Below are 21,364 nucleotides of genomic sequence, written 5' to 3' on the forward strand. Positions count from 1 at the left end.
CAACTCTCCTCTGGAATTTTAGGGAAGACGCTATGGCTAACAAAAGCAATGTTCCGGCAACGGTGCCCGCGCTCGGCGGTGAGGCGAGCCTGAACCGCTATCTGGCCGAGATCCGCAAATTTCCGCTTCTGACGCCCGAGCAGGAATATATGCTCGCGAAGCGTTTTCAGGAGCATGGCGACAATGAAGCTGCGGCGCAGCTCGTGACCAGCCATCTCCGCCTCGTCGCGAAGATCGCGATGGGATACCGCGGCTATGGCCTGCCGGTCAGCGAGCTGATCAGCGAGGGCAATATCGGCCTGATGCAGGGCGTGAAGAAGTTCGACCCCGAACGAGGCTTCCGCCTCGCCACCTATGCGATGTGGTGGATCCGCGCCTCGATCCAGGAATTCATCCTGCGCTCGTGGAGCCTCGTGAAGATGGGGACCACCGCGGCGCAGAAGAAGCTGTTCTTCAACCTTCGCCGGATGAAGAACAGCCTCGACGCGTTCGAGGACGGCGACCTCAGCCCCGAACATCTCGCCAAGATCGCGACCGACCTGGGCGTGACCGAGGAAGAGGTCACCAGCATGAACCGCCGCATGGCGATGGGCGGCGACACCTCGCTGAACGTCCCGATGGGCGAGGATGGCGACAGCCAGTGGCAGGATCTGCTCGGCGACGAAGGCCCGCTGCAGGACGAACGCGTGGCCGAGGCCGAGGAACGCGACGTGCGCCATGCGCTGCTGAGCGAAGCGCTTGCGACGCTCAATGAGCGCGAGCGTCACATCCTGACCGAACGCCGCCTGACCGACGATCCGAAGACGCTCGAGGATCTGAGCCAGGTCTATGACGTCAGCCGCGAACGCGTCCGCCAGATCGAGGTGCGCGCTTTCGAAAAGCTGCAGAAGGCGATGCTGAAGCTCGCGGGCGACCGCCGGCTCATCAACGCCTGAAACGGGGCATTGCGGGGCCATAACGCCGGACTTTCCGGCCAAGGAGTCATGCGATGCGTATCTTTCCGCTCGCCCTTGCGGCACTCGCCCTCTCCGTCCCCGTCACCGCGGCCGAAACGCCGGCCCGGTTGACGGTGACGCTCGCGAATTTCAGCTTCACTCCGGCTGATCTGCACCTCCATGCCGGCGAGCCTGTCACGATCCATTTCGTCAACGAAGGATCGGGCGGCCATGATTTCACCGCCGAGGAATTTTTCGCCGCATCGACAATGGATGCGGCGAACCGGACCCGTGTCGAAGGCGCGAAAGGCCGGGTTTCGCTCGGCAAGGGCGAGAGCCGCGACGTGACGCTGACCCCGCGCGCGGGCACCTACAAGGTGCATTGCTCGCACTTCATGCACTCGTCGCTCGGCATGACGGGCAAGATCGTCGTCGACTGACGAACGGCGGCTCAGAAGCGCCTTACATAGCCTGCGTAAAGTTCGATATCCGGGCTGTCGCGATTGAGCCCGACGTTCACGCCCATGTCCCACTGACTATTCTCGCCCGGCTGCCATGCCGCCGACAGCCCCGCGAGCGCTTCGGTCGAATGCCTCGCCGGATCGCGGTCGCGCGTGAGCGACACCTCGGCGCTCGCCGACACGGCGTCGGACAGGTCGAAGCCGATGCCGGCGGCCGATCCATAAGCCAGATGCCGTCCCTTTCCGTCGCCATCGACCGCCGCGTCGGCATGCGGCGTCAGCGCGAGCGAAACCGGACCGGCTTCGACACTCAGCGGCACCAGCAACCCGCCGCCCCAGTCGCCCGCCCCGACCCCGCCACCGCCGGTCGGCAGCGTCGCATAGGGCATCACCGCGATCGAAAAGCCCGATCCGTCGGGGTTGCGAAGATTCTGGCGCAGCGCGAGCGTCACGTCGCCGGTCCGCACCCGCTTGTCGATCGTTCCCGCAACACTGTCGCGCTCGCGCACATGGCCGAGCGCGATCCAGCCGACCTGCGCCTCCAGCGACGGCGTCAGCCCGATGCGGAGCAGCGCGTCGCCGGTCAGGATCGTGTCGGTGCGCTGCGGCCCGTCGTTCTCTCGCGTCCAGTCGCCCAGCCCCAGTTCGAATAGGAACTTGCCCGGCTCGACCGTGCAGGCGGGCGTCCCCAACCCCGGCCGGTCGGCGCACAGGTCGCGGCCGTCGGCGGCGAAAGCAGGCGATGCGAAACCGAACGCGACGAGCGCGACGGCATAGCGAAGCATCGAAATCTTTTCATGGTTCATCGGGACTTTCCCTTTTCCTGCCTCTCGACTACGCCGCTTCGATGGCGAGGAAAAGCGGGCGCAGGAAATTCACGATGGGGCGTTTGTTCGTCACCGGAATCAAGGTCGTCCTCGGCTTCATCCTTGTCTCCATCCTCTGGGTTCTGCTCTACGCCGTCGTGCCGCCACCGGTGACGATTACGATGCTGACCGACGGCAATGGCATTACGAAGGACTGGATGAGCCTCGACAACATCGACCGCAACATGGTGCGCGCCGCGATCGCGGCCGAGGACGGCAAATTCTGCAGCCACGACGGCTTCGACCGCGACGCGATCGAGCAGGCGATCGAACGCAACGCCAAGGGCAAGCGTATTCGCGGCGGATCGACGATCAGCCAGCAGACCGCGAAGAATGTGTTCCTGTGGCAGGGCAGCGGCTGGACGCGCTACATCCGCAAGGTGCCCGAGGTGTGGTTCACCTTCCTGATCGAAAAGATCTGGGGCAAGCGGCGGATCATGGAAGTCTATCTGAATGTCGCGGAGACCGGGCTCGGCACCTATGGCGTCGAGGCGGGGGCACAGCGCTATTTCAAGCATGGCGCGAGCAAACTGACGCCGCAGGAAGCCGCACGCATCGCCGCGATCCTGCCGCTGCCCAAGAAGCGCGAAGCGGTGAGCCCGTCGGGCTTCACGCGGCGCTATGGCAATTCGATCCGGGCAAGGATCGGGGTTGTGGGGCGCGACGGGCTGGACGGGTGCGTCTATAAGTAGGGCAGCTTTGGGGTGGAAAGCGGACATTGGACGTGTCCGATTGCAATTGGCGGCTAGCCCTTCATGCCATTCAGTATCGATTGTGCCTCCGTCCGAATCTGGTTCATTTCCGCCGCCGCCAGCATCGCCTCGACGTCCCCGGAAGTTCTTTCCACGAGATCGCAAAATCTTTCTGCAAGAGCCATGATTCGTGCGTCCCAATGCCCGAACACGGACCTCCCGGCTTTGACATTGAGCGACAGATTACTGCTGAATAGCATGGAATGGCATAACTCTTCAGGCACGCACATGACGCTCTGATCGCGTCCCATCCAGTAGTATTCTTGGAAGTCTTTGTCGCTGAGCTCTTCAAGAGCCTCCAACACTATCCCCTTGTTTGGTTTGAACATGTTGGGGAAAGCCTCATTGCGATGATCACCGGTGCATTTTGGCAAAAATGGCTAGCGTCCGCAATCGGTCAAAACGAACCCTAAGCCGGCTTCCAGCTTTTCCGCTCTTCAGCCTGCTTGAGCACCTCGAACGCCGCTTGGCCCGCCGCGAAGCGCTTTGCGGCTTCGGCATCGCCCGGCTTCACGTCCGGGTGGCATTCCTTGGCGAGATTGCGCCAAGCCTTTTTCGTCGTCTCGAAATCGGCGTCGGGTTCGAGGTCAAGGATTTCGAGCGCGCGCATTTCGTCGGCGCTGCGGCTGCCGTCGCCCGATCCGCCCCACGCATAATGCTGCGCTTTGGCGTAGGCTCCCGCGTCGCGCGTCTCGTTGGCGGCGCGCGCAGCAGCGTCTTCGGCGCTCAATCCTTCGAAATAATCCCAGCCGCGATTATATTCGGCGGCGTGCGTCTCGCAGAAATACCAGCGTTCGGGGCTGTTCGGCGACTTGGGCGCGGGGCAGTTGCCAGGGTTGGTGCAGCCATGGCGATCACACAGGCGAACCTTCTGCGTCTCGCGCGACGAGCCATAGGGGCGCCAGCGGGGAAAACCCCAGTCATCGGATCTCTTGGCGCGGCTCATTCCGCCCCATGTAGCAACGAGGGTGTCAATTGGCTAGGCGGGGTGACCCGAAAAGCTAGTCTTTCGGCGAAAAACCGAAGGCCTTGTGCGCCAGTTTGACGACTGCAGGGTCGAGATCGGGCGGAGTCATCGGAACTACGGCTTCCAGCGCCTCGACGATATGCTTCAACGCGGCGATGCGCGCGGCCTTCTTGTTGTTGCCGTCGAGCACCTTCCACGGTGCCCAGCGCGTGTCGGTCTGCTGGAACATTTCCTCCATCGCGGCGAGATAGTCCTTGCGCTTCGAGCGGTTGCGATAGTCGTCGGTGCCGGTCTTCCAGCGCTTCCACGGATCGTTGAGACGATCGGCGAAGCGTTCGTCCTGTTCCTTTTGCGTAATGTGGACGAACAGCTTGACCAGATGGGTGCGGCTGCCAGTCAGTTGCGCTTCGAACTCGTTGATCTCGTCATAGCCCTTGCGCCACTCAGCCTCCGTCGCATAGCCCTCGACGCGTTCGACGAGGACGCGGCCGTACCAGCTTCGGTCGAAGATCGAGATTTCGCGGTTGCCGGGGAGCCGCTTCCAGAACCGCCACAGGAAATGGCGCGATTTTTCTTCGTCGTTCGGCGCGGCGATCGGCCACACCTCGAAATAGCGTGGGTCGAGCGAGGCAGTCAGCCGCTGGATGATCCCGCCCTTCCCTGCCGCATCCCAACCCTCGAGCATGATGACGCTGCGCTGACCGTGCGTGATGTGCGCGGCCTGCAGCCGTTCGAGCCGGTCCTCCAGCGCCGCGATATGCTTCGCATAGTCGCCGTCATATTTGGCGCCGGTTTCATAGTCGGAGAGCTGAATGGTCATGGCGCCATCCTAGCGATGCTGCCGCGACGGACCAAGCGCGCGATGTGTCCGTTTACGGCACAATCCGCTCAGTTCGCACCCATCAACCGCTTGCGGGCGTCCCAATCGGCAAGCGCGCGGCGCTGGCGGTCGATCCGCGCAATGCCTTCGCCGATATCGCGATTTTTGGAACCGAGGCGCTGGGCCTGGCCGTACCAGTCGACGGCGGCGTCATATTCTCCCGCCGTCTCGGTGCAGAGGCCGAGATTGAAGGCGAGCGCAGCGGTCGGTTCGGCATCGCGCGTCAGCCCTGCCCATGTCCGGCAGGCCGCCGCGGGGTCGCTCTTGGTCAGGCGGATCGCCTCCTTGAAAGCCTCGGCAGCGGGCTTGGCCAGTCCCTTGCGGTTCTCGTCGACGCGGACGTCGAGCGAATAGCCGGTCGGCGCCAGGTCGCGGCGGATCGCCTGCACCTGATCGCGCTGCGCCCAGTCGATATAATCATCGACCGTGCGCGAGGCGGCGCGGTCTGGACACCAGGTCTGTTGGTCGCGAGCGCTCAGCGGGCGCGTGTAGCGCACCGATCCGTCGCCGATCGCAACGAGGCGCGCGGTGGTCGTGACAGCGATCGTCCGGCGGCGGCAACGGATGTCGACATCGACTTCCTTGACGCACTTGTTCTTGTCGGCCGGATCATAGTCGGTACATTTCTTGCGCTTCTCGGTCACCGGAACCTCATCGACGCTCGCGCGGGTCGTGCCCGTGACCAGGCCGTCGATCGGCGCCCCGGATTCGGGCGCGACAATCCGGAAATAGGGCCGCCCGCCAAACTGCGCATTGCCGAGCGCCGCCTCGAGCTGCTGTGCGACCGCGCCGCCGTCTTCGCCCTCGAAGCGGTCGACCGAAATCCGGATCAGGTCATTGGTGTTCGCCGAAGCGGGATCGCTGCCCTGAATGGTCAGCGTCTCCGCGGCCACGGGCGCGGCACCACACAGCATCGTCACGGCAAGCAGCATGAAACGCATGAATCACCCCCCGGTTCAACGACCCGGCGAAGGGCTATCGCAGCCCTGCGGGCCTGTCAAAGCGCGGCGGCGATCAGCGCGGCGACGCGCGCCGGGGCCTCCATCGGGATAAAATGACTGTGGTCGTTCCACAGTTCGTCCTGCGCCGCCCCGATTGCCGGGCCAAGGCCAGTCCAGGTCGGGCTTTGCGAGAAATCCATTGAGTCGCCGCGAAGCCCCTGCGGCGCGCGGATCAGCGTAACCGGCGCCTTGATGTCTCCGAGCCAGACATAGGGATCGGCGCGGAGCGCATTCTGGTACATCGAGGCTTCGAGAGCCGGGGGGCAAGCCAGTTCCAGCCCCTCCCCCGACGCGGCGGGCAGCAGGCCATGGGTGCAATAATCGCCCAGCACCCCGGGCTCCCAGCCGCTGTAAGGCGCGCGGTCGGCGAAGCGAGCGCGCATTTCTTCAACGCTGGCCCATTGGTTGCGGCGGCGCGAGACCGGATGGTCGGCGGGATCGGGAACCGGCTGGTCGGCCTGTCCGGCATACAGGCCGGGCGCCATGATGACCGGATCGATCAGGATCAGGTGACGGAATGTTTCCGGCCTCTCTGCGGCGAGCCGGGTCAGCACATAACCGCCCATGCTGTGGCCGCAGCCGACGAAGCTTTGCTCCGGGAAGCGGTCGAGCAGCGGCAGCAGTGCGCGGGCGTTGCTGGTCCAGTCGCTGAGCGACGCCGGGCGAAAGCTGCGGCCATGGCCGCGATGATCGGGCGCGAGGACGTGCGTGCCCGCCGGCAGCGCAGCGACGACGCGGTCCCAGAGGCGCGCATGAAACCCGGTCGCGTGAAGCAGCAGGACCGAGGGCCCCTCGCCTCTCTCGCCCCATTCGAACCAGCAGATATCGCCGTCCGGCGTTTCCTGCCGGTGCTCGCGCGGCGCCTTCATGCCTTAGCTCTTCGGCCCGTCCACGATACGGATGCTCAGTTCCTTGAGCTGTTTTTCGCTGACCGGCGCCGGGGCGCCCATCATCAGGTCTTCGGCCTTCTGGGTCATGGGGAAGACGATGACTTCGCGGATGTTCGGCTCGTCGGCGAGCAGCATCACGATGCGGTCAACGCCCGGCGCCGAACCGCCATGCGGCGGCGCGCCAAACTTGAAGGCGTTGATCATGCCCGCGAAATTGGTGTCCACATCCTGCTGGCTATAGCCGGCGATTTCAAACGCCTTGTACATGATGTCGGGGCGATGGTTCCGGATCGCACCCGACGACAGCTCGACGCCGTTGCAGACGATGTCATACTGATAGGCGAGGATGTCGAGCGGATCCTTGGTCTCCAGCGCGTCCATCTCGCCCTGCGGCATCGAGAAGGGGTTGTGGCTGAAATCGATCTTGCCGGTGTCCTCGTCGGCCTCGAACATCGGGAAGTCGACGATCCAGCAGAATTCGAAGCGGCTCTTGTCGATCAGACCGAGCAGATCGGCGACACGCGTGCGGGCGAGACCGGCGAGCTTCGCCGCCTTCGCCTCGACGCCAGCGGCAAAGAAGATGCCGTCGTTCGGGCCAAGGCCCATCGCGTCGGCGATCGCCTTCATGCCTTCCTGGCCGTGGTTGTTGGCGATCGGACCGCCGAACACGCCGTCTTTCTGCGTCGCATAGCCGAGGCCCGGGAAACCTTCCGACTGTGCCCAGCTGTTCATCTCGTCGAAGAACTTGCGGCTCTTTTCGTGCGTTTCGGGCGCGGCAAGGGCGCGGACGACCTGGCCTTCCTCGACCATCGACGCGAAGCGGCCGAAGCCCGACCCCTTGAAGAAGGTGCCGACGTCATGAACGAGTAGCGGGTTGCGCAGATCGGGCTTGTCGCTGCCATATTTCAGCATCGATTCGCGATACGGGATGCGCTGGAACGGCAGCGGCGACACGGTGCGGCCCTTGCCTTCGAAATCAGCGAACTCCTCGAATACGCCGTGGAGCACGGGTTCGATGGCGTTGAAAACGTCGTCCTGCGTGACGAAGCTCATCTCGAAATCGAGCTGATAGAATTCGCCCGGGCTACGATCAGCGCGCGCATCCTCGTCGCGGAAACAGGGCGCGATCTGGAAATAACGGTCGAAGCCGGCGACCATCAGCAGCTGCTTGAACATCTGCGGTGCCTGCGGCAGCGCATAGAATTTGCCGGGATGGACGCGGCTGGGGACCAGATAGTCACGCGCGCCCTCTGGGCTGCTCGCGGTCAGGATCGGAGTCTGGAATTCGGTGAAGCCCTGATCGATCATCCGGCGGCGCAGCGACGAAATCACGTTCGAACGCAGCACGATATTCTTGTGCAGCCGCTCGCGGCGCAGGTCGAGGAAACGGTTGGTCAGGCGGACTTCCTCGGGATAATCCGTCTCGCCGAACACCGGCAGCGGCAGGCGTTCGGCCGCCGACTGCACGGTCACCGCGGTCGGATAGATTTCGATCTCGCCGGTCGCGAGCTTCGGGTTGAGCGTTTCGGGCGACCGCGCGGCGACCTTGCCGGTGAAGGTCAGCACAGACTCAGGGCCGAGGGCGTTGACGGTGGGATAGAGATCCGAACCGGTCTCCACAACGATCTGGGTGATGCCATAATGGTCGCGAAGATCGACGAAGAGCACATTTGCATGCTCGCGCGTGCGATGCACCCAGCCCGAAAGACGGACTTCTTCACCGACGTTGGCGGCGCGAAGATCTGCGCATGTGTGGGTGCGATAGGCGTGCATTGTGATCGTCTTTCAAATGTCCGGGGAGGCGCGCCGGAAAACGCACCGATATGGCCGCGCCTAAGGCAATGCGACGCGCCATTTGTCAAGGCTTGAGGGCGGAATCGCTCTTCCGCCGCGCCCGATTCAGCTTCCGTAAATTTTCCTGCCCGCTTCGCTCAAGTCGCTGTATAGGCCGGAACATGCAAATCCATCCGCTTATCGAAACCAGCGCAGCGCTCGTCGAATTTGTCGATCTGATCAAGAACAGCGATTTCGTCGCCGTCGACACCGAATTCATGCGCGAAAACACCTTCTGGCCCGAGCTTTGCCTGATCCAGGTCGCCGACACCGAGCATGCCGCCGCGATCGACCCGATGGCGGCGGGCATGGATCTGAAGCCCCTGCTCGACCTGCTCGTCGATAACGAGGACGTGCTGAAGGTCTTCCACGCCGGCGGGCAGGATGTCGAAATCATCTTCAACCTGACCGGCAAGACGCCGCATCCGATCTTCGACACCCAGATCGGCCAGATGGCCCTCGGTCAGGCCGAGCAGGTCGGTTATTCGAACCTGGTCGAAGCCTGGATCGGCATCCAGCTCGACAAGGGCGCACGCTTCACCGACTGGAGCCGCCGTCCGCTAGACAAGCGCCAGATCGACTATGCGATCGGCGACGTCACGCATCTAGCGAAGATTTTCCCGATGATGCTCAAGAAGCTGGTCAAGACCGGCCGCGGCCACTGGCTCGACGAGGAAATGGAAAAGCTCGCCGATCCTTCGAACTACAACCTCGATCCCAATGATGCGTGGCAGCGGATCAAGGTTCCGTCGCGCAAGCCCGACGTGCTCGGCCGCCTGCAGTCGCTCGCCGCATGGCGCGAGCGCGAGGCGCGGAACAAGAATCTGCCACGCGGCCGCATCGTTAAGGACGAGACGCTCGCCGACCTCGCGGCGCATCCGCCGAAGCAGCAGGAAGGTCTGGGCAGTGTCCGCGGCTTGTCGGCAACGTGGAAATCGAACGACATCGGCGGACGGCTGATGGACGCGCTGGCGAACGCCAAGCCGCTCGGCAAGGACGACATGCCCGACCGCGCACCGCGCGGTCCGGGGCTGGGCAAGGAAGGCGTGCTTGTCGCCGATCTGTTGAAATTGCTGCTCAAGATCCGCGCCCGCGAACTCAATGTCGCGGCGCGGCTGATCGCGCGAAGCGACGATCTGGAAGCGCTCGCGGCGGGTTCGCGCGGCGATATTCCGATGATGCAGGGCTGGCGCTACGACGTGTTCGGCCATGCCGCGCTCGACCTGGTCGAAGGGCGGATGGGCTTTGCGGTGGTCAACGGCAAGCTGGTGATGAGCGAGATCGACGCCGCGACGGTGAGCGAGGTTTAAAGCAGAACCAGCTCGGGTTTCGCATCGAGCGCCTGCGCGAGGATACGCAGCCGGCGCTCGACCGACTCGCCGGCCAGATGGTGCCAGCCGGCGTCGAGACAGAGCCGGAGCTTGCCATCGACCAGCGCGATGCCGCTTGCCTTCAACGGCGCCTCGACACCGCCGGTCAGGCGCTGCGCGAGACGGATCGCAAGGCCCCATTGGCGGGCGCGCGCCAGCCGCTCGTCGCTGACCAGAGCGCCCATCGCCGGAAATTCGGAGTCGGCGCCGCCGAAGCCCGCATAGAGCGCGCGCGCCAGCAGGACGCGGCCCGGAATATCGATGCTGCGCCAATTGCCGTGGAGGCCGATTTCGGTGCCGCGCTCCGCCCGGAAATCGGGGTTTGCCGACCAGGCGACGTCGCTGAGCAGGCTGGCGGCGAGGCGGACGCGGCTGTCGGCATGCGCCTCACCCGCGAACAGCGGCGCGATCCAGTCCGCAATCGCGCGGCCATGCGGGGCGAAGCGCGCAAGACGGCGCCCCTCGAATTCGGCGGCGACGATGAGCGGATCCTGCGCGCGCGTCGCCGCGTCGAGCGATTGATAAAGCAATCCTTCGCGGAGCCCCGACGACGACACCGTCATTTCCGGCACATCGAGAATGTTGACGAGCGCCGCGAGCAGCGCGGCCGCATCGGGCAAGGTCGCGGCGCGGTTCGACGCCATGCCCGGGATCGCGCGAAGCTCCTCGAACGTAAGGCGCTTGCTCGCGCGGATCAGGCGGCGGATCGCGGTGCGCGGAAACGTGTGCTGATCGAGTACCGCCAGCGGATCCTTGGTAATTTCGAGATCGAGACGCGACAGCGCGCGCCACGAACCGCCGACGAGATAGAGCGGCAGACCGGTCAGTCCCTCACCCGGCCAGCCGGCACTCCGGAGCATCTTGCGGATTGCGCGTTCGAACGCAGCCTCGCCGTCCTTGCGAAGCGCCGGCAGGCGCAGAACGCCGAGCGGGAAGGACGCGCGGCGGCCCACCTGTCCGTCGGCGACCTCGGCAAGTTCCAGACTGCCGCCGCCCAGATCGACTGCGATCCCGCGCGCGTCGGGAATTGCCGACAGCACGCCATAGCCCGCCGCTTCGGCTTCCTCCGCGCCCGAGAGCAGGCGGATCTTGAGGCCCGCTTCGGCCGCTGCAGCAATGAAGGCGGGTCCGTTCTCGGCATCGCGCACGGCGGCGGTCGCCACGCATTGCAGATCCTTGACCTCCATATGCCGCGCGAGCAGCGCATAGCGGCGTAGCGCAACAAGGCCCCGTTCGGCATCTGCAGGCGCGATCCGGCCGTCGGTCGACAGCCCCCGCCCGAGGCCGGCCGCGACCTTTTCGTTGAAGATCACCGCCGGCGCGCGCGCCGGGCCCTCGTAGACGACGATACGGACCGAGTTCGACCCGATGTCGATCACTGCCGACCGGTGAACGGCCTGTCTGGAAGAGCGGAGGAGACCCAAGTGCTTCTTCTCAGTCTTCGTGCATGTGGAAGTCGAGCGTGGGGACGTCATGGCGCTTGTGGAGCGCCGTCCCGCGGCCCGAAAGCGACGGATTATTCATGAAATAATGGTGAAGGTTGAACGGCTTATCGCCCGGCGTTACGCGCTTGTAGACCCCGTCGGGTTGCAGCACCCAGCTTTGTTCATTGTCGATCAGGTTCGCCACAAGAACCTGGTCGAGGATTTGGTCGTGGACCGTCGGATTCTCGATCGGGATCATATATTCGACGCGGCGATCGAAGTTGCGCGGCATCCAGTCGGCGCTGGAAATATAGAGCTTCGCGCCGCTGTGCGGCAGGCGCGCGCCGTTAGCGAAGGCCCAGACGCGGCTATGTTCGAGGAAGCGGCCGACGACCGATTTGACGCGGATCGTTTCGGACAGGCCGGGCACACCGGGGCGCAGGCAGCAGATACCGCGCACGATCAGTTCGATCGGCACTCCGGCCATGCTCGCTTCGTAAAGCTTGTCGATGATGTCGGGGTCGACGAGGCTGTTCATCTTGGCCCAGACGCCCGATGGGCGGCCGGCCTTCGCCGCCGCGGTCTCGGCATCGATCAGTTCGGACAGGTGGTGACGCATGTTGAGCGGCGACATGGTGACCATTTCGAGCCGTTCGGGCTCGACATAGCCGGTGATGTAGTTGAACAGCTGCGCCGCATCGCGCCCGGCGCGCGGATCGGCGGTGAAGAAGCTGAGGTCGGTATAGATACGCGCCGTAATCGGGTGATAATTGCCGGTGCCAAAGTGGCAATAGGTGCGATAGCCCTGCCCCTCGCGGCGCACGACCATCGAGATTTTGGCGTGCGTCTTCCACTCGATGAAGCCGTAGACGACCTGCACGCCGGCGCGCTCGAGCTGGTTTGCCCAGAGCAGATTCTGCTCCTCGTCGAAGCGTGCCTTGAGTTCGACGACTGCGGTGACCGACTTGCCGGCCTCGGCTGCCTCGATCAGCGCGCGGATCACCGGCGACTGGTCGCCCGCGCGATAGAGCGTCTGCTTGATCGCGACCACGTCGGGATCGGCCGCCGCCTGCCGCAGGAAAGCGAGGACGACCTCAAAGCTTTCATAGGGATGGTGGACGAGAATGTCCTTGCTGCGGATCGCCGCAAAACAATCGCCGCCATGCTCGCGAATACGCTCGGGAAAGCGCGGCGAATAAGCAGGAAATTTCAGGTCGGGCCGGTCAATATCGACGAGCGCCGACAGGGCTGCGAGGCCGATGAAGCCCCCGATCTTGGCGACAATCGCCTCATGCCCCTGGATATCGGCATTGAGCACCGCCGCGATCTCCGCCGACATGTCGGCTTCGAGTTCGAGCAGGATGACGCGGCCGCGGCGACGGCGGCGGATTGCGGTGCGGAACAGGCGGACCAGATCCTCGGCCTCTTCCTCGATTTCGATGTCGCTGTCGCGGATGATGCGGAACACCCCGAGCGAGCGCACCGAGAAGCCCGGAAAGAGCAGATCGGCGAACAGCTCGATCAGATATTCGATCGGAACGAAGTTGCCCGGCTCACCCGGCACGGGGACGAAGCGCGCCAGCGACGCGGGAATCATGACCAGCTCGCGCACCGTGTCACCCGTCGCCTTGCGCTGAAGGTCGAAGATCACGCCAAGGCCGCGATTGGGGATGAAGGGGAACGGATGCGCCGGGTCGAGCACCTGCGGAGTCAGGATCGGAAAGATCTGGTCGATGAAATATTGGCGCAAGCTCGCGCGAAGCGCGTCCTTGTCCGAACCGGCGCCGTGAACGACGATCCCCTGCTCGGCTAGCTGGCGGTGGAGCCGCTGCCATTCGGACTGCTGCTGATCGACGAGACGGTTCACCTCGGCCTCGATCTCGGCAAGCTGCTGCCCCGGCGAGCGGCCGTCGGCCGATGGGTCGTCAATGCCCTGAAGCTGTTGCCCCTTCAGTCCGGCGACGCGGACCATGAAGAATTCGTCGAGATTGCTGCCCGAGATCGACAGGAAGCGGAGCCGTTCGAGCAGCGGGTGCGCGGGGTTGCGCGCCTCCTCCATCACCCGCCGGTTGAACGCCAGCCACGACAGTTCGCGGTTGAAGAAGCGATCGGGCCCGAAACCGGGCACCCCTGTATCGGTGTCATTTTCCGCGCGTAAGGGGCCACCAGCTATCGACATGTCGCTCCATCCTGCCTTTCCAGCAAATCGGGATCGATGAGCCCCTGTGACAGTAATGTTTCACGAGTAAGACGAATACTAATGCCGCGCCCTTTTTCGAGCGAGGCCGAATCGAGCGCCGCAACGACGCGGTGGATCATCGCATAGCTGCGCTCCATGCGCGGCACGATGTAGGACGGAACCTCGGGCACGATTGCGATGCCGCGCTGTGCGAAGAGCGCTTCGATCAAGTCGCGGGCGAGGCAGTCGTCGGGCTCGCCGATCGTGAGCACGGGCACCGCGGCGAGCCGCGACGCGAGATCGGGAAGCTTGACGCCCCATTCGGCGGGCGGCGCATCGGCGATGATGAGGAGCGGCGTGCCCGACGATTGCGCCGCATTCCACGCGTGGAAAATTTCCTCTTCGGACACGCTGTCAGGACCATCGATGACGCGGCCGCCGGTTTCGCGCGCAAAGAGCCGGCCGATCAGGCTGCGTCCCGATCCGCGCGGCCCGGTCAGCACTGCGGTCCGCACCGGCCAGGTCGAGACGTGGCGCAAATAGCGGATCGCGTCAGCATTGCTGGTACCGACGATCAGCGGGCCGTCATTGGCACCGCCGGCGCTCCAGTCGAGCGGCAGCGCAATCTGTCCGGGCGCAGCCATCAGCGGCTGATCCTGAGCTGACCGCCGCCTTCCTGCACCTTGAAGCCGCGCCCCGCGAGCGCGGCTTTCAGCGCCGCCAGATCGCCGCGGAAGCTGACGCGCATCACGGACGTGCCGCCGACAGCGACGCTGGTCGTCGAAGCCGACTGAACCCCCGCGATACCGGCGACTGCCCGCTCGGTGGCTGGGACGGATTCGGAGTCGGGTGAGGTGTACTGAACGGTGAAGCTCTGCGTGCCGACCGTCGGCGTCGCCGGCACCGCGCTGTCGGTTTCGGTTGGCAGCGCGTCGTCATCCACCAGCGTTTCCTGGGGAAGGTCGGCCTTTTCGACCGGCTTTTCGAGGACGAGATAGGTGTCGGTGCGCAGCACGCCTGCCGCAAGCGCGCTGGTATAGATGCCATCCATCCGCGCCACGGCCTTTTCCATCATGTCGGGAAGCGCGGCGGGGCTGGGTCCGGTCATCGTGAAGCTGTCGATCAGCTTGTTGTCAGGACCGAAGCGGGCCGTGAAGGTGCCCTTGATCGGCCCGCCGGGATAAGAATATTCGATCCGGGCGATCGGGACCAGAACGTCGGCGGCGCCATATTGATCGAGGATCACACGCCACCAGACGCGGCCGCGCCGGCCGGTCTGCCCCGGATTGAGCAGCAGCGTATCGACGCCGGTGCCCGCGGTGCGAACATAGTCGATCGCACTCTGCCCGGTATTATATTCGGCCCAAGCGCGCTGCCAGGCGCTGCGCTGTTCGAATACCTGTTCGATGCCGTCGATCGAATAGACCGGAATGACGAGCAGCGGCGGCGACCGCAGCGTCCGGCCGCTGACGCCGAGAATTTGCCCCGCACGGACACGGTCGAACTGCACGCCCAGCTTCGCGACATAGCGGCGCGGGCCGATCTGTTCCTGCTCGACGACAATCGCGGTGACGATGCCGTCGAGAACCGAATCGCCGAGCGCCGGCCCGTCGGAGCCGTTGATCCGTTTGTAGAGTTGCGCCCAGCCCTTACGCTGCGCCTCGCGCCAGCCCTTTTCGCGCGCGTCCTCGGCATTGTCGCCGGTCACATCGACCAGGATGCCGCTGGCGAGGAAGTCACCGCTGCTGTTGATCGGCGTAATGCCCCGATCGCCGCGGCTGATCTGCCCTTCGACGATACCGGCCAGCAGAATCGCGAAGAACAGCCCGAAAAGCGCGGCCCAGCGCCAGTCACGCGGCGCGAGCGAACGAAGATTGAAGCGCGGGGCGAAGCGGGGGAAAGCGGCCGAAGTCATATCTTCTCTGTTCTTTGCCCCGAAGTGCGGTGCCCGACAAGGAAATCATGGCATTTGTCGGCCGGAAGCGTTAGTCGCGCGGGCCATGGATTCCAAGCAGAACAAACCGACCGGGCAACCTGCCAGCTACACTTATGCCGAGGCAGGCGTATCGATCGAGACCGGCAATGCGCTGGTCCGTGCCATCGCCCCGCTCGCCCGTGCGACGCGCCGTCCCGGCGCCGACGCCGACTTGGGCGGCTTCGGCGGCTTCTTCGACCTGAAGGCCGCAGGCTTCAATGATCCCCTGCTCGTTGCGGCGAACGACGGCGTGGGAACCAAGCTGAAACTCGCCATCGAATCGGGCAAGCATGACGGGGTCGGGATCGATCTGGTCGCGATGTGCGCGAACGATTTGATCGTGCAGGGCGCCGAGCCGCTATTTTTCCTGGATTATTACGCGACCGGCAAGCTCGACAATGATGTCGCCACCGCAGTGGTCGCGAGCATCGCGGAAGGCTGCAAGCAGGCCGGCTGCGCGCTGATCGGCGGCGAGACCGCCGAGATGCCCGGCATGTATTCCGACGGCGATTATGATCTCGCGGGCTTCTGTGTCGGCGCGGTCGAGCGCAACCAAGTGCTGACCGCCGACAAAGTTGCGGCGGGCGACGTGATTCTGGGTCTCGCCTCGTCGGGCGTCCATTCGAACGGCTTCTCGCTGGTGCGCCGCCTTGCCACCGACAAGGGCTGGAAGCTCGACCGCCCCGCCCTGTTCGACCAGAATGTCCTGCTGATCGACGCGCTGATGGCGCCGACGCGCATCTATGTGAAAAGCCTGCTCCCGCTGGTGAAGACCGGCAATATCCACGCGCTCGCGCATATCACCGGCGGCGGACTGCTCGAGAATATCCCGCGCGTCCTGCCGAAGACGCTCCACGCGCACATCGACGCCGATGCGTGGGAGCAGCCGCGGCTGATGGCGTTCCTGCAGGCGCAGGGCCATATCGAGCCCGAGGAAATGGCGCGCACCTTCAACTGCGGGATCGGCATGGCGGTCGTCGTCGCCGAAGCCGATGTCGCCGAGGTGACGGCGGCGCTCGAAGCGGCGGGCGAAACCGTCCACCGCATCGGCCATATCGCCAACGGCGAAAAGGGCTGCACGGTGAGCGGCAGCGTCGAAACCTGGAGCGCGATGGGCGCATGGTCGGCAACGCATAATGGCTAAGGCGCGTGTCGCCGTCCTGATCTCGGGCGCCGGCACCAATATGGCGGCGCTGCTCTACGCGGCGAAAGCCGCCGATTGCCCCTATGAGCTGGTGCTCGTCGCGAGCAACAATCCCGATGCGCCCGGTCTTGCGATCGCCGAGGCCGAGGGCATTGCGACGTGGAGCCTGTCGCACAAGGGCATGAACCGCGATGCCTTCGACGCGCTGGTCGACGAGCAACTGCGCGAGGCGGGCGCCGAGTTCGTCGCGCTCGCCGGCTATATGCGGATTTTGAGCGACGATTTCGTCGGCCGTTGGGCGGGCAAGATGGTCAATATCCATCCCAGCCTGCTGCCCCGATATATGGGGCTGAACACCCATCAGCAGGCGATCGACGCCGGCGACGAATTCGGCGGATGCAGCGTTCATATCGTGACGCCCGGCGTCGACGAGGGACCTGTGCTGGCGCAGACGCCGGTCGCGATCATTCCGGGTGACACGGCCGAGAGCCTGACCGAACGCGTCCGCTTTGCGGAGCATCAGCTTTATCCCGCAACGCTCGCCGCCTTCGTCGCGCGCGAGCGATCGCCCGACTGGCTGCTCGGCCGCGTGCGCGAGCTGGCGATGGCGCTGCCCGAGGCCGACGAGGTCACCTCGCACGGCATGCCCTGCTTCGGGATCGTGAAGGGCAAGAAATTCGCCTATTTCACCGAGGATCATCACGGCGACGGCAAGATCGCGCTGCTGGTCAAGATCAGCGGCGCCGACGAGCAGGCCGCCTTGATCGAGATGGACGAGGAGCGCTATTATCGCCCCGCCTATTTCGGCGACGGCTGGGTCGGCATAAGGCTCGACCTCGGCGATACCGATTGGGATGCGATCGGCGAGTGGCTGCGCAAGAGCTGGCTCGCGGTCGCGCCGAAGAAGCTGGCGGGCCTGATGGGGGTCGCGGAGGAGTTTTGACGATGCGGTTGTTCGCGGCGCTGTTGATCCTCATCTTGAGCGGCTGCGGCATTGCCGTTTCGGACAAGCCGATGCTGACCGCCGTCGATACCGCGGGCGCGCCGCAATTCGCCGACGGCGTGTGGCTGATGCCCGGATTCGACGAGGAGGTGGACTGCGCGGTCGATACCGCCAAGCCGGTGTCGAGCTGGCCCTACTGCGCGACCTGGGCGCTGCACAAGGACGGCCAGTGGTTTGCGCGCGAGGGCAATAGCGGGATCGTGACCAAGCCCGTGCCGCGCGAGGCGGTGGTGGTCTCGAACGGCGACATCGCGATCGTCCAGCTCGAATCCGAACCTGGCGAGGACGGGACGGTCGATCCGACGCCCTACACCTTCATCGCCTTCGACAACAAGCCCGCCGCGACCGCGCCGCTGCGCACGCTCGGCTTCTGGATCGTGATGTGCGGCAAATATGAGCCCGTCGAGGCCGCCGCCGAGGGCGAACCCGACAAGCTGGTGCGCTTTCCCGGCTTCGACGAGAAGTGCCGGCCCGAATCGGTGCAGGTGCTGCGCGACGCCGCCGCGGCGAGCCGCCCCGCCGCCGACTTCCCATTGCCGCAATTCGGCTGGGCCCGCGCCGCGCTCGACTAGGCACAAAAAGGGCCGCCGGATCGCTCCCCGGCGGCCTCTTTGTTTGCCTTGCGGCCTGTGTCGGTTAGCCGACGATTTCTTCGGGCTTGAAGAAATAGGCGATTTCGATCGCGGCATTCTCGTCGCTGTCCGAGCCGTGGACGGTGTTCGCTTCGATGCTCTCGGCCAGTTCCTTGCGGATCGTGCCCGGTTCGGCGTTCGCGGGGTTGGTCGCGCCCATGATGTCGCGGTTGCGCTGCATCGCGTCTTCACCCTCGAGGACCTGGACGACGACCGGGCCGCTGATCATGAATTCGACGAGTTCGCCGAAGAAGGGGCGTTCCTTGTGGACCGCGTAGAAGCCCTCGGCCTGTTCGCGGCTCATGTGGATGCGCTTCGACGCGACGACGCGCAGGCCGGCGTCTTCCAGCATCTTGGTGACGGCGCCCGTGATGTTGCGGCGGGTGGCGTCGGGCTTGATGATCGAAAAGGTGCGGGTGACCGCCATGGGAAAGCTCCTGCGTTGGTATTTTCTGTGATGCGCGCGCCTCTAGCGGCGCTTTCGCCTTCCCGCAAGGACAGAGGTGCAGGCGCCGGTCAGCCGCCCGAGCCATAGGTTACCGCACCCTCGACTATGTCGCCATTCTGGGTCGCGGTGACCTGGATCGTCGTCTGTTCGTCGCCCGGCTTTTCGGCGCCGATGATGATCGTGTCGCCCGCGTTCATTTCGGACTTCACCTTCAGGCCCGCGCTTTCGATCTGGCCGCGATAATGCGCGACGACGTCGGCCGCCTTCGCCTTCACCTCGAAGCTCGCGAGACCACCCTGCTTGCCTTCCGACGACCCCGCGAAGCCGCCGGTCATCTTCGATCCCGGATAGGGTGTCAGGCCGGCGGGCAGCTTCGCCTCGGTGCCGAATTGCATCTCGCCATCATCGGTCTTGATCGTGACCTTGCCGTCCTCGCCATCCTTGCCGCCACTGACCTTATACTCGGCAGTCTTGCCCGTCGCGGGATCGGTATAGGTGCCGCTCGCTACCTCCGTCTCGGACTTCGAGCCGCAGCCCGTCACGAGGAGCGCGGTCGCAAGCGCCGCGGAAAGGGTGAGGTTTTTGCGTATCGTCATGATCGGACTCCTGACCGGGAAGAGAAGTCCGCCTGTGTAAGGCGGCTGTCCCGCCTGTCCGTGACGCGCGTCACAACCGGATCAGGATGCGATTTCCGACCAGCGGCCGCGATCATCCTGCCGCCAGAAATGCCGTTCGGCGCCTTCGACCGAACCGAGCGAACGCCACGCTGCACGCGCATCGTCGATCCGGCTGTTGTCGAAAAGCAGAAAGGCGCGATCAAAGCCGAGCGCCTCGTCACGCCATTCGCCGTCGGCGAGCGCGACGTGCGTTGCGTGGTTGGGCGGCGCCGTGTCGAGCGTTCCGGCAAGAAGGATCGGTTCGATCGCCTCGTCGGGTGAGCCGGCATTGCCGTGCGGCAGAAAACTTGCCGGTTGGAGCGTCCAGAGCGCTTCGTCGATCTGCTGGCGCTGCATGGCGGAGGCGGCGACCACCAGCAGGCGGTCGCCATTCCCCAATATTCGCGTGGCGAGCGCGGGAAGCACCCGTTCGGCGGGATCGCGCGTCAACTGATAGAAATCGACGCGCGCCATTCCCGCCCTCGCCTGTCCGCTCAGCCTTCGTGGTTTTCGGCGATGTAGCGGTCGAGCAGGCGCACGCCATAGCCCGTCGCGCCCTTCGCCCACACCGGACCGTCCTTGTCGGCCCAGGCCATGCCGGCGATGTCAAGATGCGCCCAGGCGACGCCTTCGTCGACATAGCGCTTCAGGAACTGCGCCGCGGTGATCGAGCCGCCTTCGCGCGGACCGACATTCTTCATATCGGCGATCGGGCTGTCGATCAGCTTGTCATAGGCCGCCGACAGCGGGAAGCGCCACAGCTTGTTGTTGCTGCCCTCACCCGCCGCAATCAGATCCGCCGCCAGCGTGTCGTCATTGGCAAAGATGCCGGCATATTCGTGGCCGAGCGAGATCACCATCGCGCCGGTCAGGGTCGCGAGGTCGACGATGACCTTCGGATCATAGGCCTTTTGCGCCCAGGTAATCGCGTCACAAAGGACCAGGCGGCCCTCGGCGTCGGTGTTGAGCACCTCGACCGTCTGCCCCGACATGCTGGTGACGATGTCGCCGGGGCGCATCGCATTGCCGTCGGGCATATTTTCGACAAGGCCGACGACGCCGACGACGTTCGCCTTCGCCTTGCGGCCGGCAATCGCCTTAATCGCGCCCGCGACGGCGCCCGCGCCGCCCATGTCCCACTTCATCATATCCATACCGGCGGCGGGCTTGATGCTGATGCCGCCGGTATCGAAAGTGACGCCCTTGCCGATGAAGACAACGGGCGCATCGCCCGGATTGCCGCCGTTCCAGCGCATCGCGAGCAGGCGCGGCGGACGCGTCGAGCCCTGCGCGACGCCGAGCAGCGCGCCCATGCCGAGCGCCTTCATCTGGCGCTCGTCGAGCACTTCGAGCTCGACGCCGAGGTCAGTCAGATGCTGGCAGCGTTCGACGAAGGTTTCGGGATAGAGGATGTTCGGCGGCTCGGCGACGAGCGTCTGCGTCAGCGCGACTCCGTCGGCGACCGCCGAATAGCTGCCCCAGCGCGCCGAAAGGTCGCCCGCGGGCGAGGCAATCACGATCTTGCCGAGGCTAGGCTTGGCATTGTCGGCAAGCCGGGTGCGATAGGTGTCGATGCGCCAGTTGCGCAGCCGCGCGCCCATCGCAAAGGCGAGGACGTCATCCTCGTCGGCCTGCCCGGCGCTCGCGAAATCGACATGAACCGCCGTCACGCCACTGGTCTGGAGTCGCGCCACCAGCGCGGCGCCGCTGCGTTCGAGATCCTGCGTCGTGCCGTCGCCGATGCCGACGAGCAGCAGGCGTTTCGCCTGCTCGCCATCGATGGCCGCGGTTTCCGCAACCGCGCCCGCTGCGCCGTCGAACCGCGCCTGCGCCGCCGCCGCGCCGAGCAGCGCGCCGAGCTTGCTCGCCTCGCCCTTGCGGACCGGAAATGCGACGACGTCGGCAGACGCATCGATTTGCGCGACAAACTGGATGTCCATGCCTTAAC

22 protein-coding genes are annotated in these 21,364 nt (G+C 65.0%); 7 read left to right on the forward strand and 15 right to left on the reverse strand.

Annotated features, from left to right (window positions below):
* Positions 1-32 precede the first annotated feature (32 nt).
* Together rpoH and ACQY80_RS00925 are read left to right on the forward strand one after the other, a co-directional pair.
* A complete protein-coding gene (gene rpoH, locus ACQY80_RS00920) occupies positions 33-935 on the forward strand; it encodes an RNA polymerase sigma factor RpoH (protein ID WP_428682720.1) in 903 nt (300 codons plus the stop codon).
* A gap of 53 nt (positions 936-988) precedes the next feature.
* Positions 989-1,375: a cupredoxin domain-containing protein gene (locus tag ACQY80_RS00925; protein WP_428682722.1), complete on the forward strand. Its 387-nt coding sequence runs from the start codon at positions 989-991 to the stop codon at positions 1,373-1,375.
* Positions 1,376-1,386: 11 nt separating this feature from the next.
* On the opposite strand, the gene ACQY80_RS00930 is transcribed toward ACQY80_RS00925, so the two are convergent.
* A complete protein-coding gene (locus tag ACQY80_RS00930; RefSeq protein WP_428682724.1) occupies positions 1,387-2,202 on the reverse strand; it encodes a transporter in 816 nt (271 codons plus the stop codon).
* Between the two features lie 74 nt (positions 2,203-2,276).
* Here ACQY80_RS00930 and mtgA point away from each other — a divergent pair, with 74 nt between their 5' ends.
* Positions 2,277-2,954 carry a monofunctional biosynthetic peptidoglycan transglycosylase gene (gene mtgA, locus ACQY80_RS00935; protein ID WP_428682726.1) on the forward strand — a complete coding sequence of 226 codons (678 nt, stop codon included), beginning with the start codon at positions 2,277-2,279 and terminating at the stop codon, positions 2,952-2,954.
* Positions 2,955-3,007: 53 nt separating this feature from the next.
* Here the strand turns inward: mtgA and ACQY80_RS00940 are convergent, their stop codons facing one another.
* The 6 genes from ACQY80_RS00940 to aspS form a co-directional block, all read right to left on the reverse strand.
* The gene (locus ACQY80_RS00940) at positions 3,008-3,343 is read right to left on the reverse strand and encodes a hypothetical protein (RefSeq protein ID WP_428682728.1); all 336 of its coding nucleotides are present in this window, start codon (positions 3,341-3,343) and stop codon (positions 3,008-3,010) included.
* 80 nt (positions 3,344-3,423) lie between these two features.
* The gene (locus ACQY80_RS00945; protein WP_428682730.1) at positions 3,424-3,960 is read right to left on the reverse strand and encodes a J domain-containing protein; all 537 of its coding nucleotides are present in this window, start codon (positions 3,958-3,960) and stop codon (positions 3,424-3,426) included.
* Positions 3,961-4,015: 55 nt separating this feature from the next.
* Positions 4,016-4,801, reverse strand: a complete 786-nt coding sequence (locus tag ACQY80_RS00950) for a polyphosphate kinase 2 family protein (protein WP_428682732.1) — start codon at positions 4,799-4,801, stop codon at positions 4,016-4,018.
* Positions 4,802-4,869: 68 nt separating this feature from the next.
* A complete protein-coding gene (locus ACQY80_RS00955; protein ID WP_428682734.1) occupies positions 4,870-5,802 on the reverse strand; it encodes a hypothetical protein in 933 nt (310 codons plus the stop codon).
* A gap of 56 nt (positions 5,803-5,858) precedes the next feature.
* Complete coding sequence (locus tag ACQY80_RS00960) at positions 5,859-6,731, reverse strand: alpha/beta fold hydrolase (RefSeq protein WP_428682736.1); 873 nt, start codon at positions 6,729-6,731, stop codon at positions 5,859-5,861.
* A 3-nt stretch (positions 6,732-6,734) separates the two neighbouring features.
* Positions 6,735-8,525, reverse strand: coding sequence for an aspartate--tRNA ligase (gene aspS, locus ACQY80_RS00965; protein ID WP_428682738.1), 1,791 nt, complete (start codon positions 8,523-8,525; stop codon positions 6,735-6,737).
* Positions 8,526-8,707: 182 nt separating this feature from the next.
* On the opposite strand from aspS, the gene rnd reads away from it, so the two are divergent.
* Positions 8,708-9,895, forward strand: a complete 1,188-nt coding sequence (gene rnd / locus ACQY80_RS00970) for a ribonuclease D (protein WP_428682740.1) — start codon at positions 8,708-8,710, stop codon at positions 9,893-9,895.
* On the opposite strand, the gene ACQY80_RS00975 is transcribed toward rnd, so the two are convergent.
* From ACQY80_RS00975 to ACQY80_RS00990, 4 genes are read right to left on the reverse strand one after another with little or no spacing between them, the layout of a single operon-like run.
* Complete coding sequence (locus ACQY80_RS00975; RefSeq protein ID WP_428682742.1) at positions 9,892-11,379, reverse strand: Ppx/GppA family phosphatase; 1,488 nt, start codon at positions 11,377-11,379, stop codon at positions 9,892-9,894. The two genes, rnd and ACQY80_RS00975, sit on opposite strands and share 4 nt — an antisense overlap.
* A 10-nt stretch (positions 11,380-11,389) precedes the next feature.
* The gene (locus ACQY80_RS00980) at positions 11,390-13,558 is read right to left on the reverse strand and encodes an RNA degradosome polyphosphate kinase (RefSeq protein WP_428682744.1); all 2,169 of its coding nucleotides are present in this window, start codon (positions 13,556-13,558) and stop codon (positions 11,390-11,392) included.
* Positions 13,549-14,202, reverse strand: a complete 654-nt coding sequence (locus ACQY80_RS00985) for an HdaA/DnaA family protein (protein ID WP_428682746.1) — start codon at positions 14,200-14,202, stop codon at positions 13,549-13,551. The genes ACQY80_RS00980 and ACQY80_RS00985 overlap by 10 nt, the downstream gene beginning before the upstream one ends.
* On the reverse strand, positions 14,202-15,473 hold the full coding sequence (locus ACQY80_RS00990; protein ID WP_428682748.1) for a heavy-metal-associated domain-containing protein: 1,272 nt from the start codon (positions 15,471-15,473) through the stop codon (positions 14,202-14,204). Before ACQY80_RS00990 ends, ACQY80_RS00985 begins: the two co-directional genes overlap by 1 nt.
* An 85-nt stretch (positions 15,474-15,558) precedes the next feature.
* On the opposite strand from ACQY80_RS00990, the gene purM reads away from it, so the two are divergent.
* Genes purM through ACQY80_RS01005 form a run of 3 tightly spaced genes read left to right on the forward strand, consistent with a single transcriptional unit; the run spans position 15,559 to position 18,252 of the window.
* The gene (purM, locus tag ACQY80_RS00995; protein WP_428682750.1) at positions 15,559-16,677 is read left to right on the forward strand and encodes a phosphoribosylformylglycinamidine cyclo-ligase; all 1,119 of its coding nucleotides are present in this window, start codon (positions 15,559-15,561) and stop codon (positions 16,675-16,677) included.
* On the forward strand, positions 16,670-17,620 hold the full coding sequence (gene purN, locus ACQY80_RS01000) for a phosphoribosylglycinamide formyltransferase (RefSeq protein WP_428682752.1): 951 nt from the start codon (positions 16,670-16,672) through the stop codon (positions 17,618-17,620). The genes purM and purN overlap by 8 nt, the downstream gene beginning before the upstream one ends.
* A gap of 2 nt (positions 17,621-17,622) precedes the next feature.
* Positions 17,623-18,252 carry a hypothetical protein gene (locus ACQY80_RS01005; RefSeq protein WP_428682754.1) on the forward strand — a complete coding sequence of 210 codons (630 nt, stop codon included), beginning with the start codon at positions 17,623-17,625 and terminating at the stop codon, positions 18,250-18,252.
* Between the two features lie 64 nt (positions 18,253-18,316).
* Here ACQY80_RS01005 and ndk read toward each other — a convergent pair whose 3' ends face one another.
* The 4 genes from ndk to ACQY80_RS01025 all read right to left on the reverse strand — a co-directional run bounded on the left by ndk (position 18,317) and on the right by ACQY80_RS01025 (position 21,356).
* Positions 18,317-18,739 carry a nucleoside-diphosphate kinase gene (gene ndk, locus ACQY80_RS01010; RefSeq protein ID WP_058808958.1) on the reverse strand — a complete coding sequence of 141 codons (423 nt, stop codon included), beginning with the start codon at positions 18,737-18,739 and terminating at the stop codon, positions 18,317-18,319.
* Positions 18,740-18,828: 89 nt separating this feature from the next.
* Complete coding sequence (locus tag ACQY80_RS01015; protein ID WP_428682756.1) at positions 18,829-19,356, reverse strand: hypothetical protein; 528 nt, start codon at positions 19,354-19,356, stop codon at positions 18,829-18,831.
* Positions 19,357-19,437: 81 nt separating this feature from the next.
* Positions 19,438-19,890: a DNA polymerase III subunit chi gene (locus ACQY80_RS01020; protein WP_428682758.1), complete on the reverse strand. Its 453-nt coding sequence runs from the start codon at positions 19,888-19,890 to the stop codon at positions 19,438-19,440.
* Between the two features lie 20 nt (positions 19,891-19,910).
* Entirely contained in the window at positions 19,911-21,356 is a 1,446-nt protein-coding gene (locus ACQY80_RS01025; RefSeq protein ID WP_428682760.1) for a leucyl aminopeptidase, read from the reverse strand.
* Positions 21,357-21,364: the final 8 nt, after the last annotated feature.

The sequence above is a fragment of the Sphingopyxis sp. genome (genome assembly GCF_965279755.1).
Lineage (GTDB): Bacteria > Pseudomonadota > Alphaproteobacteria > Sphingomonadales > Sphingomonadaceae > Sphingopyxis.